This is a genomic window from Colwellia sp. BRX8-5 (assembly GCF_014077325.1).
Classification (GTDB): domain Bacteria; phylum Pseudomonadota; class Gammaproteobacteria; order Enterobacterales; family Alteromonadaceae; genus Colwellia_A.
Genome location: NZ_JACGVR010000004.1, coordinates 68937 through 87022 on the forward strand (window position 1 = coordinate 68937; position 18086 = coordinate 87022).

Genomic DNA, 18086 nt, shown 5'->3' on the forward strand with positions numbered 1-18086 from the left:
TACCTATGTTCTATGCCGTTTTATAACAACAGCATGATTATTCAAATAGAGTACTTAATAATTTTAATTTGACTATTAAGTTGCTAACAAAGCCGTCATCGACCTTGTTATAAATTTTTTATAATGGTTAACAATAAATAACCCTTTAATGCGCCCTAAATTATTTAAACCTTAAAGTAACGTCGCCATCACCTAATAAGGTTCTTAATTCATGTAATAAAGGGTCTGCAGGCGTAACGCGCCATTGTACGCCTAATTCTAGCATAGCTTTTGCTTCATCTCTTTGATAAAACAACCGAACAGGACACGTACCATCCTTATAAGGTGTTAATACCTCGGTAAATTTATCAATAAAACCTGCGCCTGCCTTGTTTTTATTGACATTAATATCTACTGAAGAGACATAGTTTTCACGAGCATCACCAACCGTCATGATATCTCGAGCGGTCATTGTAATGCCTCCGGAGTATTCATCAAAGCTGACCTGTCCGCTACAGACCAAAATAGCATCACTTACCAGCAATTCAGCAAAATTATCATAGTCATCGGGAAAGAGTCTAATGTCCATGCGAGCGCTTTTATCGTCAAGCGTAACTAAGGCCCATCGTCTGCCGCGCTTATTGACCATAACTCTAACACCTAACACTAAACCAACCGCAACCGTGGTTTTGTCTTTACTGGTCGGTTGCAGACTTACTAACCGTCCAGTCGCATAATGCTTTATTTCACTTAAGAAACGATTAATAGGATGACCGGTTAAATATAAACCTAACGTTTCTTTCTCTGCATTGAGCCAAACTTCTTCAGCCCACATCGGCACATCTTTAAAGGCTTGTCGCGGCTCTGCTGACGCTTCATTAATTAAGCCGAATAAATCATTCTGTCCAACTGCCTGTGCTTTTGCATATTGGTCTGCAGCCTTTATTGCTTCAGGTAATGTTTCAAATAAAACAGCACGATGTGGTACTTCTTTACCGTTGATAATTTTTTTAGGCCCTAAACTGTCCATGGCCCCAGCTTTAACTAATTTTTCTAAAACACGTTTATTAATTTTTTTAAGATCGAGTCGCGCGCAAAAATCAAAAAGATCGGTAAATTCACCGCCAGCTTCGCGTGCGGCAATAATGGCATCAATAGGACCTTCACCCACACCTTTTACTGCGCCAATACCGTAGACAATTTGATCTTGCTCGTTAACGGTAAATTTATATTGACCGGCATTAACATCAGGAGGCAGTAAATCTATCCCCATATTGCCACATTCATCAACTAGGGTAACAATTTTATCGGTGTTATCTATGTCGGCTGACATTACCGCTGCCATAAATGGCGCAGGGTAATGTGTTTTCATCCATAAGGTTTGATAAGAAACCAAGGCGTAAGCCGCTGAGTGCGATTTATTGAAACCATAACCCGCAAATTTCTCCACCAGATCGAAGATCTTCATCGCAAGTTCGCCGTCAACACCTCGGTTGATCGCGCCTTGCTCAAAGCCATCACGCTGTTTGGCCATTTCTTCAGGTTTTTTCTTACCCATAGCGCGGCGTAGCATATCCGCGCCACCTAACGAGTAACCCGCCAATACTTGCGCAATCTGCATAACCTGTTCTTGATATAAAATAATACCGTAAGTCGGTTCAAGAATAGGCTTTAAGTCAATATGTTGCCAAGTAGCATCCGGATAGCTTACTTCTTCACGACCATGCTTACGTTCAATAAAGTTATCAACCATGCCAGACTGCAATGGCCCCGGTCTAAAGAGCGCAACCAAGGCGATAATATCTTCAAAGCAATCAGGTTTTAATTTGGCAATAAGTGATTTCATACCACTAGATTCGAGCTGAAACACTGCCGTCGTCTCAGATCTTAATAACACTTTAAAACTGGCTGGGTCTTCTAAATTAATCCGGGTAATATCAATAGGCGCTTTGCCTTGTTTTAACAATTTTGCATCAGCCATTTCGATGGCCCACTGCAAAATTGTTAACGTGCGAAGTCCCAAGAAATCAAACTTAACTAAACCGGCATCTTCAACATCATTTTTATCGAACTGAGTAACCGGGTTTTTACCCTCTTCGTCACAGTAAAGTGGCGCAAAGTCGGTAATGGTGGTTGGTGATATAACCACACCACCGGCATGTTTACCGGCATTACGTGTTGTGCCTTCTAAAATACGGCACATATCAATTAAATCTTTGACTTCACTGTCTTGTGCGTAAGCTTCTGGCAACTTAGGCTCTTCTTCAAAGGCCTTGGCTAGTGTCATGCCTGGTGTTGGCGGTATAAGCTTAGAGATGCGGTCAACAAAACCATAAGGGTGACCGAGTACTCGACCAACATCTCGGATAACCGCTTTGGCTGCCATGGTGCCAAAGGTAATAATTTGCGACACGGCATCACGGCCATATAGTTCAGCAACGTGATCAATAACTTCATCACGCCTGTCCATACAGAAATCGATATCAAAATCTGGCATGGAGACACGTTCAGGATTCAAAAAACGTTCAAAGAGCAAATCGTATTCAAGGGGATCTAAGTCGGTAATTTTTTGGGCATAAGCAACCAGAGAGCCTGCACCAGAACCACGACCAGGACCAACAGGAATATTATTATCTTTACTCCACTGAATAAATTCCATCACGATTAAAAAATAACCGGGAAAGCCCATATTGTTAACCACTTTAAGTTCAATGGCTAAACGTTCGTCGTAGGGTTTACGCTTTTCAGCAAAATCTGCTGCGTCTTTATCAAATAAGGTCTCTAAGCGGTCTTGTAAACCTTCTTCAGACACTTTAACCAAGTAATCTTCTATCGATAAACCTTCTGTTGGAAAATCAGGGAGAACATACTCTCCAAGCCTAACCGTAACATTACAGCGTTTGGCGATTTCAACCGTATTCTCAATCGCTTCAGGGATGTCTGAAAATAACTCACACATTTCCTCTTCAGTTCGAAGGTACTGCTCTTTAGAATATTTTTTCGGGCGACGTTTATCGTTGAGGGTAAAACCATCATGTATGGCAACACGTATTTCATGGGCATCAAAGCGCTTAGGAGAAATAAACATCACTTCGTTCGTCGCTACCACAGGGAGTGACGCTTTTTCTGCCAGCTCGACTGCCAAATGGATATAGTTTTCTTCGTTTTCTCTGTTGGTTCTGATCAGTTCAAGATAAAAGCAATCAGGAAAGTAGCTTTGGTAGAAATCGACCATTTTATTGACCAGCTCGAAATTTCCCTTAATCAGCGCTTTACCAATATCACCTTCGCGACCCGCCGACAATAAAATCAAACCCGGAGCATAGTCAATTAACCAATGCTTATCAATAACCGCCTTGCCTTGAACATGACCCCGAAGGTAGGCTTTAGAAATGAGTTCAGTGAGATTTTTGTAGCCGACATTATTAGTGGCTAAAACAACAATGCGGGAAAGTTCATTCTCTAATTCATCACTTTTAACCCAGAGATCGCAACCAATAATTGGTTTTATACCCGCGCCGTGAGCGGCATGATAATATTTAACCAGACCACAAAGGTTTGTTTGGTCGGTTAGCGCGATGGCTGGCATCCCTAAAGCTGAGGCTTTGGCGACAATAGGTTTTACTTTATTTAAACCATCACATAATGAATAGTCACTATGCACTCGCAAATGAATAAATTTTGGTTGAGCTTTGACTGACACTAATTCGGCTGCATCAACTAATACTTGCTCTGACATTAACACTTCACCTGAGAGTCTTCTTGTTTAGTTTTTGTTGGTAAAACACCCTGCATAGCAATAACTTGTGCTACTGGCTTAAAGCTTGCTCGGTAGCAATCAAGTACACCGTGCTCTACTATTTTTTCTAAATGGGCTTTGGTTGGGTAACCTTTATGTTTTGCAAAACCATACTCGGGATGTAATTCATCTAAAGCGAGCATTTCATCATCTCGAACAACTTTTGCAAGAATTGATGCCGCACTTATTTCACTAACCCGATCATCGCCTTTAACCACAGATTGGCTAGCAATGTTGCCGTTCACCTGCATAAAAATAGGGCAACGATTACCATCAACTAAAACATAATCAGGTGTTACTGATAAATCTTGTACTGCTCGCTGCATCGCTAACATAGTGGCATGAAGAATATTTAAGGTGTCTATTTCTTCCGGGCTTGCTCTTCCAACAGCCCAAGCAATAGCTTTTTCTTTGATTTCCACCGCAAGTAACTGACGCTTTTTATCTGATAGTTTTTTTGAATCCATTAAACCTTCAATAGGGTTTTCGGGATCAAGAATAACCGCCGCGGTAACAACGTCACCCACCAAAGGTCCTCGCCCAACCTCATCGACTCCTGCGATACAGTAAGCAATAGGGTATTCAAAAGGTGGGAAAATCTTTTTAGCTTTTGCCACTTTCTTACGGGGGGTTAAACTGGTATCGCTTACCGCTTCATTACTCATTTTGACATTAGATCCATTACAGCTTTCGCCGCTTCTTGACTGGCATTTTGTTTTAAAGCGAGATGAATTTTCATATATTCATCTTCAAGTGACGATTGGTCTTGGTATAAACGTTCTTTAACTAACGGCACAATGTTATCAACGCTGACTTTACCTTGCAGTAATTCAGGTACCAGTGTTTTTTTCGTCAATAAATTAGGTAATGAAAACCATTCTAATTTTACTAGGCCTTTAAACATGTGATAAGTAAAAGCATTGAACTTATAGCAAATCACCATGGGGCGTTTAACTAAAGCAGCTTCCAGTGTTACCGTACCTGAGGCCATGAGTAAACAATCACTGGCAGCCATCACTTGTTGGGTTTTATTAGTAATAATTGTTACCGCTAAATTTGGCGCTATCTTTTCTTTCAATTGGCTAAATTGTTCGGTTCTCTTATCGCTGATCATCGGCACAACAAAATGTAATTGTGGGTCTTGTGCTAAAAGTTGTACCGCAGAAAGTAAGAAAGGCTCGGTTAATCGAGATAACTCACCACCACGACTACCAGGCATAAGCGCAAGTATTTTTTTATCAAGCGGTAAGTTGAGTGCTTGTCTCGCTTCACGCTTATCCGAATGAAATGGAATGTCGTCTGCTAGCGGATGGCCGACAAAAGTACAGGGCACTTCATATTTATCATAGAAATCTTTTTCAAAAGGCAATAACGACAGCACCATATCGGTAGCCGCTTCAATGGTAAAAATACGCTTTTCACGCCAAGCCCAAACAGATGGGCTAACGTAATGAACTGTTTTAATACCCGCTTTCTTTAGTTGTCTTTCTAGCCGTAAATTAAAATCGGGTGCATCGATGCCAATAAACACATCGGGTCTATTATTTATAAACTGCGCGGCTAAACAGTCTTTGACATGAAATAAGCGTTTGAGGCGGCCCAATACTTCAAAAATGCCCATCACGGAAAGCTCTTCCATTTCAAACAAACTTTCGAAACCCAAAGCTTGCATTTTTGGACCACCAATACCGATAAACTTGGCATTAGGATAGACAGATATTAGAGAGCTCATAAGACCAGCGCCGAGCGTATCGCCAGAATGCTCGCCAACAACAAGCCCAAACACGGGCGATTGTTGAGCAGTTGAACTATTTATAATGGGTGATGTTTGGAGAATAGCCTGTTTTTCTACTGTTTTTGTCATTAACCTTTACTCTATACTTTTAACAATCGTGTTTAGCGGGCAATGCCACGGCTAGAGTTTTTAATAAACTCAGCAAACAAGGTTAACTCTGGCATATCATCGGCTAATGCGGCAACTTTTTCTAAAGCTTCGTTAACGTTTAAACCTTTACGATAAACTTCTTTATAGGCTCGTTTGATCGTTAAAATAACCTCTTTGTCAAAACCTCGGCGTTTTAACCCTTCTGAGTTTAAACCAAAAGGAGAAGCCGGTTGACCAGACACCATCAAATAAGGCGGTATATCTTTTAAAATCAGCGAATTTGCCGCAACAAAGCTGTGCGCGCCAATATGACAAAACTGATGAACGCCTGTCATACCACCTAAAATAGCGTAATCACCTACATGAACATGGCCAGCAATAGAGGCATTATTTGCAAGAATACAGTGACTGCCAACAATACAATCATGGGCAACATGGGTATACGCCATAAACAAATTATTACTGCCTATTTGCGTTAGGCTGTTATCTTGAATCGTGCCGCGATGGACTGTACAAGATTCACGAAAAACATTATTGTCACCAATAATCAATTCGGTTAACTCGCCGGCATACTTTAGATCCTGACAATCTTCACCAATACTGGCAAATTGAAAGAATTTGTTGCCTTCGCCAATTTTTGTTGGGCCTTTAATGACAACATGAGAATTAATCACACAGTTGTCACCAATAACGACATCTTTAGAAATATAACTCCAAGGGCCAATACTAACATTTTTGCCAATGCTAGCGCCTTCTTCGATAATCGCCTGAGGGTGAATTAAGCTCTGCTTATTGGAAGTCACCATTTATACCACTCTTCTTGCACACATAAGTTCAGCGCAGCAAACAACTTTACCTTCAACCCTAGCTTCGCCATAAAATTTCCACATACCACGACGCTCTTTTAAGAACTCGACATGCAAATGCATAGTATCGCCTGGCACAACAGACTTTTTAAATTTTGCCTTATCAATTGAAGCAAATAAGTACATTTCATTTTTATCTCTGCCATCTGTACTTTTAAAGCCTAAAAGCCCAGTTGCTTGCGCTAAAGCTTCGAGGATCATCACACCAGGAAAAATAGGGAGATCAGGGAAATGACCATTAAACACAGGTTCGTTAATACTAACATTCTTAATAGCATGCAATGTTTTCATTGGCTGATAATCTAAAACGCGATCGACCAAAAGCATGGGGTAACGATGTGGCAGTAATGCTTTGATTTCTGCAATTTCAATGGTGTTTTTTGGTAATTCCAACGGACTATTCCTTTTCAATAATATTGTTTAAGTGCTCGATGTCATGCTCTGCACTCTTAATGCGCTTAAGTATACTTTCTAATTTGCGAATTCTGGCATTATTTTTATTCCATTCTTTATTTGGTTGGCACGGCATGCCCGAAGAATAAACACCGGATTCATTAATATCTTTGGTCACCATGGTCATGCCGGTAAAAACACAACCATCAGCAACTTCAATATGACCATTAATACCAACAAGGCCCGCTATCACACAATTTTTGCCAATAACGGTACTGCCTGCAATAACACTACAAGCTGCCATCGCGGTATTTTCACCAATAACAACATTATGAGCAATTTGAATTTGATTATCTAAAATAACACCATCTTTAATCACTGTATTTTCTAGCGCGCCACGATCGATAGTCGTGCTGGCACCAATTTCGACTTTGTTACCAATAATAACGCTTCCCAGCTGAGGTATTTTCAACCATTTACCTTGGTCATTTGCATAACCAAAGCCATCAGAGCCAATAACCGTATTCGCTTGGATTAAACAATCTTGGCCAATTTCAACACGATGATAAATGCTAACATTGGACCATAATTTAGTACTTGCGCCGATTTTTGCTTGAACACCAATAAAACAGCCCGCACCAATGGTAACATTATCACTAATAACTACGCCCTGCTCTATCACAGTATTAGCGCCGATGGCGACATTATCACCTAAAGTAACATCCGCTGAAATTTGAGCCGAGGGATGAATACTGTTAGCCGGTTTTGGAGTGGTATCAAGTAATTGTGCGGTAAGTGCATAACCCAAATAGGGATTATTCATCACTAGCGCATGGGTATTACAGTCATTAAGGTGTTGAGAAGAAATAATAACCGCACCAGCTTTAGTATCAGCAAGCTGTTGGCTGTATTTTTTATTGGCTAAAAATGCAATTTGTTGTGCATTAGCGGTTGATAATGTGGCAAGTGAATGAATGATATATGTTTCATCACCATGAACCTCAGCACCAATTTTTTCAGCTAGCTGTTTGAGAGTATAAGACATAAACACTTAATATTTTTATGGATGCTCAATGAGCATAACTGGAAAAGACGCTAAAACCAATATGATTTTATTAGGCTAGAAAAAAAACTTGCAACTAATATTATTAATAATAGTTGCAAGTTTTATAACGGTAAGGCTTCAATTAACCTTATATCTACTACTTAGCGGTAGACTTAGTTAAGTTTACTAACCTGTTCAACAACCTTATTAGTGATCATTGCATCTGGCTTAGCAAAAATAACGGCTTGCTGTTCTAAAACAAGGTCATATTTGTCTTTTGCAGCAATGCTGTCGATAGCTTGACGAACCAAGGCTATAATTTTGTTTGTTTCTTCGTTCTTACGCAAGCCAGTTGCTTGTTGGAACGCTTTACCTTTAGCTTGGTAATCTTGATATAATGTTGCGATTTGAGTATCAAGTTCTTCGATATCTTTAGCGCTCATTAATGAACCGTCACGCTGTTTCTTTTCTTGGTAGTACTTAATGTCTTTTTCTAACTGAGCTAAAATAGCTTTATCATCTTTAAACTCAGCTTCTAGTACCTGCATTACTGCCGTTGTTTGTGGGATTTTACTCATCACTTCTTGGAAATTAACCACGGCGATTTTTTGATCAGCAGCCATTACAGAGCTTGCTAATAACAACGTTGACGCTACTGCAGAGCAAGTAACTGTTTTAATGAATTTTTTCAATTTTATCTCCAAAATATTATTACTTCACAACTTTGATATAAGTTGCATTAATTTTTATAATTGTCATGTAATAGCTATGGGGGCTAACTATAAGAATTAAACCCCCTTAGTAAATTTATACGCACTATGCCTGAAAGTTCTCTTTATTAAAATGTTTTACCTATATTAAAACTAAAGAACTCTTTATCATCGTCTTTTTCTGATTTTAGTGCTTTCGCGAAACTAAAGATCATTGGGCCCATAGGAGATAACCACTGCACTGATAAACCGGCAGAGCTTCTATAACGACCAACATCTGAATAATCATCAATCTTTTCAAATTCAGAGGTTACTAAATCGTTGTAGTCTTCTAAGTTGAACTCTGTATCCCAAACATTACCAACATCGACAAAAAAGCTGGTACGAACACTGTTCGAGAAACCTTCATCAAGTAATGGTGTTGGTACAATAAGTTCGATACCCGCGACAATAATGGCATTACCACCAACAGAACGCTGTGAGACGTTAATAAAATCGTGATCTTGCCCTAAACAACAACTACTTCCACCCTCGACCGGATCAGGAGTACCTGTGATTTGTGTTGGATAGCGAAATACCGCACGTGGGCCAACAATGTTATTTTCGAAGCCACGTAATGTATCAGAACCACCCGCTCTAAAGTTTTCCCAGAAAGGCAATATCTGGTCATTACCATCTATGGTGCCATAACCATTACCGTAACCGGCGTTTAAACGTGCTAGCACTGTCCAACGTTGATCTTGTGTTAATGGGAAGTACCATTTAGTGTCTAAGTTAATTTTAAAATAATCAACATCTGAATTTGGCGTTGTCATTTTATAAGTCAAACTTTGACTTGAGCCGTCTGTTGGAAAGGTACCACGGTTCAATGTCGTGCGAGATATAGCCATCGATAAATCGAAACTTTTAAATTCTAAACCACCATCAGGGTTATTAGGATCAGAATATATCTCGTAAAATTGTTGAATTTGTTCATAAGTTTGTAAACGTGTAATACCGTTACTTTTGTAACCTACGCCAAAGTTTAAACGAACATATTCATTAATAGGAAAGCCTAAGTTAAGCCCAACACCATAAGTTCTATTGTTGTATTCAACTAAGTTCGCATTACCCGCATTAAACTCGCTGTAATATATTTGCCCGCCTAAAGAAACAGCATCTACAGTAAAGTATGGGTCGGTGTAAGAAATACTCGCACTTTGCTGATAACTCATGGTATTAACATTAAATGCCAAGCGGTTACCCGTTCCTAAAAAGTTGTTTTGCTGTATACCTGCACTTAAACTTAAATTAGTCGTAGAACCATAACCAATACCGGCAGTAAAAGACCCTGAAGGTTGCTCTTTAACCGTAAAGTCAATATCAACTAAGTCATCATCACCTGGTAACTGTTTAGTTTCGTATTCAACATCTTCCAAATAAGGTAAACGCTGTAGCCATGCTTTTGAACTTTCGGCAGCATTGTTCGATAACCAAGCACCTTCCATTTGACGCATTTCACGGCGTAGTACTTTATCGGCAGTAACATTATTACCTTCGAAGTTAATACGGTTAACGTAAACACGTTTGCCAGGGTCAATAGAAATAGTCAGTTTAACCGTTTTTTCTTCTTCATTAATTTCAGGAATAACGGTTACTTTCGGGTAAGCATAACCATAACGGCCTAGATAACGGCTGATAGTTTCTTCGGTATACGTTACCTCTGCACCATTATAAAGTTTACCTGGTCGTAATGGGTTAATAGCTCGGATCGTACGTTCAAACCCAACCATATCACCAATAAAATCTATTTCACTGACTTTAAATTGTTCACCTTCAGTGATATTCAAGGCAATATAAACCGCTTTTTTATCAGGGGTCATTGACACCTGAGTCGAGTCTACTTTGTATTGCAGATAACCACGGTCTAAATAGTAACTTTTAATCGTTTCTATATCACCTTGTAAGGTTTGTTTTTGATAGCGGTCTTGCGCCATAAAATCCCACCAAGGAGAATCAAAGGTAAGTTCTATGCGTTCAAGAAGCTCAACATCAGAAAATATCTCATTACCAACGACGTTAATCTGCTCTATTGCTGCAGCATCGCCTTCGGTGAAAACAAAATTTATGTCAACACGGTTACGAGGCAAGTGAATAATTTCAGCTTTTACATCGGCATTATATTTACCAATACTGTGGTAGAAATCTTCTAAGCCTACCTCAATACCGGAAATTATAGTCATGTCGAGTGTTTCACCGACTCGAATATTACTGCCGTCAAGACTCTCAGTTAGTTGCTCTGCTTTTAAGTCTTTATTGCCATCGAAGGTGATTTCACTGATCGTTGAACGCTCATGAACACGATAGATAACTCTGTTACCTTCACGATAAACGACAACATCATTAAAATGTCCTGACTTGTAGAGAGACTTTATCGACTGAGAAATACGGAATTCATTGAGCGTATCTCCCGTATTAAAAGGGATATGAGTCAAAGCAGCGCCGAGTGCGACACGCTGTAACCCTTTTACTTCAATATCTTCTACTTGAAATTCTTCAGAGGCTTGTGCTGTTGTACCTAAGGCACCTAATAATACCGCAAGGGCAATTTTTTTAATTATCATAAATGCTAACTTTTATTACTTCTTTTGTTATAACCGCGAAAAATCGTTAAATAATGCGATACTCATTAAGCCTAAGAGGGCTAGTGTACCAAACTTAAAACCTATTTCTTGTATTTTTTCTGATACGGGTTTACCTGTGACAATTTCCACAAGATAATAAAATAAATGCCCGCCATCAAGCACTGGTAAAGGTAATAAATTTATAATACCTAAGTTAATGCTAATTAAAGCCAGAAAACCTAGGAAATATACCAAACCATATTGTGCACTACTTCCTGCTCCTTGTGCGATAGAAATAGGCCCACTTAAGTTCTTAACAGAAATATCACCCGTCAAGAGCTTGCCTATCATGTCAAAACTCAATACTACTAAGTTCCAACTACGCTGTAAGCTTTGTCCTAAAGCATCAACAACGCCGTAACGTAACTCAAATAAATATTCTTTTGGGTAAGAGTCAGATTTTGGAACCACACCCAAATAACCTATTTTCTTACCCGCACGTTCAATTAAAGCCGGTGTTACCATTATCTCTTTGTTTTCACCAAGTCTTTCGACGACTAAAATAACGTTTTGTTCCGGAAGTTGACTAATATTTTTTGAAAACATCACCCAACTGCCATTAATACTTTCGTTATTGATGCTAATTAACTTGTCATCAACTTTTAGGCCGGCCTTATCTGCAACACTACCTTCTTCAATAAAAGCTAGCTCAGCATAAACAGCGGCTCTATAAGGAGCAATACCTAAACTACTAATGGCTGATTCTTTATCGGGTGAAAAAGACCAGTTAGCCGCATCCAAATTATAAGTTTTCGGTGAAGCACTACCTTGTTCTTTTGTTTTTATAGTAAAAGCGCTCTCACCTATTTGCGAGACTAACGCTAGATTGACATCTTGCCAATCTAAGGTCTTTTGACCGGCAACTTCAATGATTTCACTGTTACTGGTAAGATTCGCCCGCTGCGCTATAGATTCTGGCATTATTTCACCAACAATCGGTTTTACACTCGGCACACCAATTAGAAACATCAGATAAAAAGCAAAAATAGCAAAAGCAAAGTTTGCTAGAGGCCCAGCAGCAATAATCGCTATACGCTGATAAACTGTTTTATTATTAAAAGTTTTATCGATATCTTCGGGTTTGACCTCATCAACGCGGCCATCAAGCATTTTAACGTAACCACCCAATGGAATTAAGGCGATAACAAACTCTGTACCTTCTTTATTAACTTTTCGCCATAATACTTTGCCAAAGCCAATTGAAAAACGCTCTACTTGCACGCCGTTTCTGCGGGCAACCCAATAATGGCCGTATTCATGCACCGTAATTAAAATACCTAAAGCGACAACAAAAGAGGCTAAATTCCAAAAAAAATCAAACAACTATAGATTACCTTTTTCGTTAACTTCATTAATCGCCACATCATTGACTACAAAGCAGCCACTAGCAATTAAATTACGTGAAAATTCTCTAGCACTTGCATCAAGCGCAACGACATCATCAATTGATGCCACCCTTTCTGAGACAAATTTATTCACAGAAGTTTCATTTATTTTTGCAATATCAGTAAATTTTATTTTTTCGTTCAAAAAAGCATCAACGGCAATTTCATTAGCAGCATTTAAAGCTGTACATGCACCTTGGCCACTTTTACAAGCCGCTATAGCTAATTTTAAATTAGGATACTTTTGATAATCGACATCTTCAAATTCAAATGATGGCGTATTGAAAAAATCTAAGGGTGCGACACCTGAATCAATTCTCTGCGGATAAGCCAAGGCATGAGCAATGGGGGTACGCATATCAGGATTACCCATTTGAGCTATCACGCTACCGTCTTTATATTGCACCATTGAATGAATGGTACTTTGCGGATGTAAAACAACGTGGATATCGTCAGGGTCGATATTAAATAACCATTTTGCTTCAATAAATTCTAGGCCTTTATTCATCATGGTCGCAGAGTCTACAGAAATTTTACGGCCCATCTCCCAATTAGGGTGGGCACACGCTTGTGCTGGGGTTACTTCTGCTAACTGTTCGACTGAAAAAGTTCTAAACGGACCACCTGAGCCGGTCAGTAATATTTTACTGACGCCATTACTTGCTAAGTCGCATCGACCTGGCTTAGCTTGTACATTAGCGGGTAAACACTGGAAAATAGCATTGTGTTCACTGTCTATCGGCAATAATTCTGCACCATACTTTTCAACCGCATCTATAAACAAAGCGCCTGAAGTCACTAAAGCTTCTTTATTTGCTAACAGTACTCTTTTACCCGACTTAACTGCAGCCATAGTAGACAAAAGACCTGACGCTCCAACAATAGCAGCCATAACAGTATCTGAGGTATCAGCTTGAGCAATATCAATTAAGCCTTGTCCGCCACTGAGTACTTCAATATTTTGTAAACCGTTTTGGTCGAGTTTTACTTTTAAAGCTTGTGCCGCATGCTCCGCCACCATAACGACAGTGCTCGGTTTAAATTCCAGACACTGCGCCAACATTTCATCAACCCGGGTATTCGCCGATAAAGACTCAACAGAAAATAACGTGGGATGAAGCCTAACAACCTCTAAGGTGCTAACACCTATCGATCCTGTTGAACCTAAAATACAAAGTTTACGCATCGTTTATATCAACCTACTGCCAGCCTAATAAGGCATAACATAATGCATAAATCGGCGCAGTAGCCGTTAAACTATCAATTCTGTCCAAGATACCGCCATGACCAGGTAAAATTGCGCCACTGTCTTTTATGCCTGCTTGGCGTTTAAACATACTTTCATTTAAATCACCTAGCACTGACACTGTTGTGATGATAGCGGTGACAATTAACGCTAACGTAAACTGATGTTGCTGCCATCCGAGCGAGTAACCGGCAATACTGATAAAGATACAGGCACAAACAACACCACCAATAAAGCCTTCGAGGGTTTTGCCTGGACTGACATTGGGTAAGAGTTTACGTTTACCGATAGATTTACCGACAAAATAAGCACCTACATCAGCACTCCACACCATTAAGAATAAAAACATAATGAGCTGAGCGCCATTATACGGATCTTGGTTGTAATCATTACTACGCAGCACCATAAAAGCGAGCCAAGTAGGAATAAGCGTTAACCAGCCAAATACACCACGAATAGAGCGATGGCTTGACCAAAACTTACTGTAGCGAGGATAAAGAAAGGTCAGCGTTGCAGATAGCACCCACCAAGCGACAGCAATCCATAATACCAGCGACACACCTGAATGAAGCTGTCCATCAATAGACCAGAGTTGTAACAATGGTAGTGCGTACCAAAGCGCTGATATGAGAATAATCGTCGCACAGACAAAAGCAAGACGACGGCGCTTATTGGCAAAGCCCATTAAAGGTCCCCACTCCCATGCACCAATAGCCATAACAGCCATAAACAAAGCCGCAAATTGATCTAGAGGTAAATAGAAAATGGCGAAAATAGTTAAAGGCGCTAAGATAACAGCGGTAATAATACGTTGTTTTAACAAATGGAAACCCTTATAAATGCTATTTAATTTTATTGTTATTATTGTTTTTAATTTATAGTCTTAATTTTTTATTTGTTCACCTGTTTGACCAAAACGTCGTTCTCTTTGGTCAAAGCATCCCATTGCGTTAATGAGCGCTTGTTCATCAAAATCAGGCCATAGTGTTTCTGTAAAATAAAATTCTGCGTAAGCTGCTTGCCATAATAAAAAATTACTTATACGAAAATCACCACCGGTACGAATAAGTAAATCAAGTTCAGGTAAGTTAGCTAAACAAGTATATTGATGGAGTGTTTCTTCGGTTATATCATCAACAGACATGGTGTTATTGGATACTTTTTCAGCTAAAACTTTAGCGGCATTAGCGATGTCCCAACGTCCGCCATAGTTAGCTGCAACAGACAATACCATACCTTTATTGTTTGCGGTTAAATCTTCTGAAACTTTTATTTTTTTCTGTAACGTTTCTGAAAAACGTGAAACATCGCCAATCACTTGGAAGCGCACATCATTTTTATGAAGCTTCTTCACTTCTCGTGTTAGCACAAACATGAATAAATCCATCAATACGCTAACTTCTTGTTCTGGACGTTGCCAATTTTCACTACTAAAGGCAAAAAGTGTTAATGCTTTCACCCCGTATTTTATCGCAGTACTCACTGATGTTCGAACTGATTCAACACCTGATTTATGACCTGCAACCCGTGTTTTTCCACGTTGTTGTGCCCAGCGTCCATTACCATCCATTATAATGGCAACGTGTTGCGGCACTTTGATTAAAGTATCTGTTATTGCTTCAGTCATAATCGTTCCGTCATACTAATCAAGCTAGATTCAAATTTTCTGTAAAAAAAACCGTAGTGATCATTTAATAACTACGGTTTATATTATCGGTTAAAGAAGTTATATTTCCATTAACTCTTTTTCTTTAATAGATAAGATATCATCAACCTGTTTTACATAAGTATCGGTTAATTTTTGAATATCATCTTCAGACTGATGCATCTCATCATCATTAATTTCTTTTTCTTTATTCAATGATTTTACATCTGAATTAGCATCGCGGCGAATATTTCGAATAGCGACCTTGCCATTTTCAGCTTCATTTTTAACCACTTTAACAAGATCTTTACGACGCTCTTCTGTTAAAGGTGGTAAAGGAATACGAATAAGTGTTCCTTGAGATGATGGGTTCAAGCCCAAATCAGATTTCAAAATTGCTTTTTCTACCGCGCCGATCATGCCTTTATCAAAGACAGTAATCGCTAAAGTACGCGCATCAGGTGTAGCAATGTTGCCCACTTGACTTAATGGTGTTTCCATACCGTAATAATCAACAACAATATTATCAAGTAAAGAACGATGTGCTCGCCCTGTTCTTACTTTGTTTAAATTGCTTTTTAATGATTCGATACTTTTACTCATACGGTCTTGAGCATCTTGTTTTATTTCATTTATCACGTTGAATTTCCTTTAAATCAAAAATTAAACTAAATTTTCTGAATGGTCGATAGTTGTACCTTCATTACCGCCCATTACCACTGCTTTTAGTGCACCTGGCTTATTCATATTAAAAACACGAATAGTCATATTGTGATCACGCGCGAGCGTAAATGCGGCTAAATCCATTACTTTGAGTTCTTTTTCTAATACTTCGTTATAACTTAATTGGCTATATAAGGTAGCATCAGGGTTTTTAACAGGGTCATCTGAGTAGATGCCATCTACCTTAGTCGCTTTTAAAACCACATCAGCTTCAATCTCAATGCCGCGTAAACAGGCTGCTGAATCTGTGGTAAAGAAAGGATTACCGGTACCGGCACTGAAAATAACAACACGGCCAGATTTTAATAAACTGATGCCTTCAGCCCAGTTATAACGGTCACAAACACCTGCCAAGTCAATAGCAGACATTAATTTAGCATTAACAAAAGCGCGATGTAAGGCATCACGCATCGCAAGACCGTTCATTACGGTTGCTAACATACCCATTTGGTCACCAACAACGCGGTTCATTCCTGCTTCTGCAAGACCAGCGCCACGGAACAAATTACCGCCGCCAATAACTAAACCCACTTGGATGCCCATTTCAATCAGTTCTTTAATTTCTTGAGCCATACGATCCAAAACTTTAGGGTCGATACCGAAACCCTCTTCACCCATTAAGGCTTCACCACTAAGTTTTAATAAAATTCGACGATATATTGGTTTTGGACTGATGCTCATAAAAAACATTCCTGTATTTTGTCTATAAATAGGCGAAAAAAATAGCCGTGATCAATTTGACCGCGGCTATTTTAATACGTTTAGCTGACTATCGAAAGTCTAAACTGAAAAAAGAACTGTTTTACTGAATTAAATGCTTAAAAATTAAGCTTTTGATGCAGCAATTTGTGCTTCAACTTCAGCAGCAAAATCTTCTTCTTTCTTAGCAATGCCTTCACCAACTTCTAAACGAACAAAGTTAGAAACCGTAATGCCTTTCTCTTTAAGAACAACACCAACAGTTTTCTTAGGTTCCATGATGAATGCTTGACCTGTCAAAGAAATTTCACCGGTAAATTTCTTCATACGACCTATGATGATCTTTTCAAGTAATTCAACAGGTTTTTTCTTTTTATCATCAAGAGCATCGTTTTCAGCTTTTAAGATATCTAGTTGAATACGCTGTTCATTTTCTACAACACTATCAGCAACATCTTCAGGTGTTAAAAATTCAGGCTTACTTGCAGCAACGTGCATAGCAATGTGCTTTAATGATTCAGCATCGCCTTCACCAGCAACAACAACACCAATACTAGCGCCATGGCTGTATGAAGCTAATGCAGCACCTTCAACGTATGAAACGCGACGGATATTGATGTTTTCACCAATTTTAGTCACAAGCGTAATACGCTTTTCTTCGAATTGAGCTTGTAACTCTTCGATTGTCGCTTTTGATGCTAAAGCAGCGTCTGCAACTTCGTTAGCAAAACCTAAGAAGTTAGAATCTTTTGCAACAAAATCAGTCTGACAGTTAACTTCAAGAAGTGCAGCAACGCCATCAGCGCTTTTAATTAAAATAGCACCTTCAGCAGCGATGTTACCGGCTTTTTTAGCCGCTTTTGCTTGACCGTTCTTACGCATATTTTCAATCGCAAGTTCCATGTCGCCTTCAGCTTCTTGTAAAGCTTTTTTACAATCCATCATGCCCGCAGCTGTGCGTTCACGAAGTTCTTTTACCATTGCAGCAGTAATTACCATGAGAGAATTCCTCAAATTTTGTTATCCCCTAAACTATTTAAAGCCGGGC

The 18086-nt window shown here is 39.2% G+C and carries 15 protein-coding genes; all 15 read right to left on the reverse strand.

The window, feature by feature from the left end; all coding sequences use genetic code 11:
• Nucleotides 1-160 precede the first annotated feature (160 nt).
• A complete protein-coding gene (gene dnaE / locus H4J62_RS04280) occupies nucleotides 161-3718 on the reverse strand; it encodes a DNA polymerase III subunit alpha (protein WP_182215657.1) in 3558 nt (1185 codons plus the stop codon).
• Nucleotides 3718-4443 (reverse strand): ribonuclease HII, encoded by a 726-nt coding sequence (rnhB, locus tag H4J62_RS04285; protein ID WP_182215656.1) that lies wholly within the window; start codon nucleotides 4441-4443, stop codon nucleotides 3718-3720. Before rnhB ends, dnaE begins: the two co-directional genes overlap by 1 nt.
• Nucleotides 4440-5642 carry a lipid-A-disaccharide synthase gene (gene lpxB / locus H4J62_RS04290; RefSeq protein WP_182215654.1) on the reverse strand — a complete coding sequence of 401 codons (1203 nt, stop codon included), beginning with the start codon at nucleotides 5640-5642 and terminating at the stop codon, nucleotides 4440-4442. The genes rnhB and lpxB overlap by 4 nt, the downstream gene beginning before the upstream one ends.
• Before the next feature lie 32 nt (nucleotides 5643-5674).
• The gene (gene lpxA / locus H4J62_RS04295; protein WP_182215653.1) at nucleotides 5675-6469 is read right to left on the reverse strand and encodes an acyl-ACP--UDP-N-acetylglucosamine O-acyltransferase; all 795 of its coding nucleotides are present in this window, start codon (nucleotides 6467-6469) and stop codon (nucleotides 5675-5677) included.
• Nucleotides 6470-6922 carry a 3-hydroxyacyl-ACP dehydratase FabZ gene (gene fabZ / locus H4J62_RS04300; protein ID WP_070374046.1) on the reverse strand — a complete coding sequence of 151 codons (453 nt, stop codon included), beginning with the start codon at nucleotides 6920-6922 and terminating at the stop codon, nucleotides 6470-6472.
• Nucleotides 6923-6926: 4 nt separating this feature from the next.
• Nucleotides 6927-7967, reverse strand: coding sequence for a UDP-3-O-(3-hydroxymyristoyl)glucosamine N-acyltransferase (lpxD, locus tag H4J62_RS04305; RefSeq protein WP_220465242.1), 1041 nt, complete (start codon nucleotides 7965-7967; stop codon nucleotides 6927-6929).
• 173 nt (nucleotides 7968-8140) lie between these two features.
• The gene (locus H4J62_RS04310) at nucleotides 8141-8659 is read right to left on the reverse strand and encodes an OmpH family outer membrane protein (protein WP_259364978.1); all 519 of its coding nucleotides are present in this window, start codon (nucleotides 8657-8659) and stop codon (nucleotides 8141-8143) included.
• Between the two features lie 146 nt (nucleotides 8660-8805).
• Nucleotides 8806-11280, reverse strand: a complete 2475-nt coding sequence (gene bamA, locus H4J62_RS04315) for an outer membrane protein assembly factor BamA (RefSeq protein ID WP_182215650.1) — start codon at nucleotides 11278-11280, stop codon at nucleotides 8806-8808.
• A 27-nt stretch (nucleotides 11281-11307) separates the two neighbouring features.
• Nucleotides 11308-12663, reverse strand: coding sequence for a sigma E protease regulator RseP (gene rseP / locus H4J62_RS04320; RefSeq protein ID WP_182215648.1), 1356 nt, complete (start codon nucleotides 12661-12663; stop codon nucleotides 11308-11310).
• Nucleotides 12664-13911 carry a 1-deoxy-D-xylulose-5-phosphate reductoisomerase gene (ispC, locus tag H4J62_RS04325; protein ID WP_182215646.1) on the reverse strand — a complete coding sequence of 416 codons (1248 nt, stop codon included), beginning with the start codon at nucleotides 13909-13911 and terminating at the stop codon, nucleotides 12664-12666.
• A gap of 13 nt (nucleotides 13912-13924) precedes the next feature.
• Nucleotides 13925-14794, reverse strand: coding sequence for a phosphatidate cytidylyltransferase (locus H4J62_RS04330; protein ID WP_182215643.1), 870 nt, complete (start codon nucleotides 14792-14794; stop codon nucleotides 13925-13927).
• Nucleotides 14795-14854: 60 nt separating this feature from the next.
• On the reverse strand, nucleotides 14855-15598 hold the full coding sequence (gene uppS, locus H4J62_RS04335) for a polyprenyl diphosphate synthase (RefSeq protein WP_070374053.1): 744 nt from the start codon (nucleotides 15596-15598) through the stop codon (nucleotides 14855-14857).
• Between the two features lie 99 nt (nucleotides 15599-15697).
• Nucleotides 15698-16255, reverse strand: a complete 558-nt coding sequence (gene frr, locus H4J62_RS04340) for a ribosome recycling factor (RefSeq protein ID WP_070374054.1) — start codon at nucleotides 16253-16255, stop codon at nucleotides 15698-15700.
• Nucleotides 16256-16279: 24 nt separating this feature from the next.
• Entirely contained in the window at nucleotides 16280-17020 is a 741-nt protein-coding gene (gene pyrH / locus H4J62_RS04345; protein ID WP_070374055.1) for a UMP kinase, read from the reverse strand.
• A 144-nt stretch (nucleotides 17021-17164) separates the two neighbouring features.
• Nucleotides 17165-18037, reverse strand: a complete 873-nt coding sequence (gene tsf / locus H4J62_RS04350) for a translation elongation factor Ts (protein WP_070374056.1) — start codon at nucleotides 18035-18037, stop codon at nucleotides 17165-17167.
• Between the last annotated feature and the right edge of the window lie 49 nt (nucleotides 18038-18086).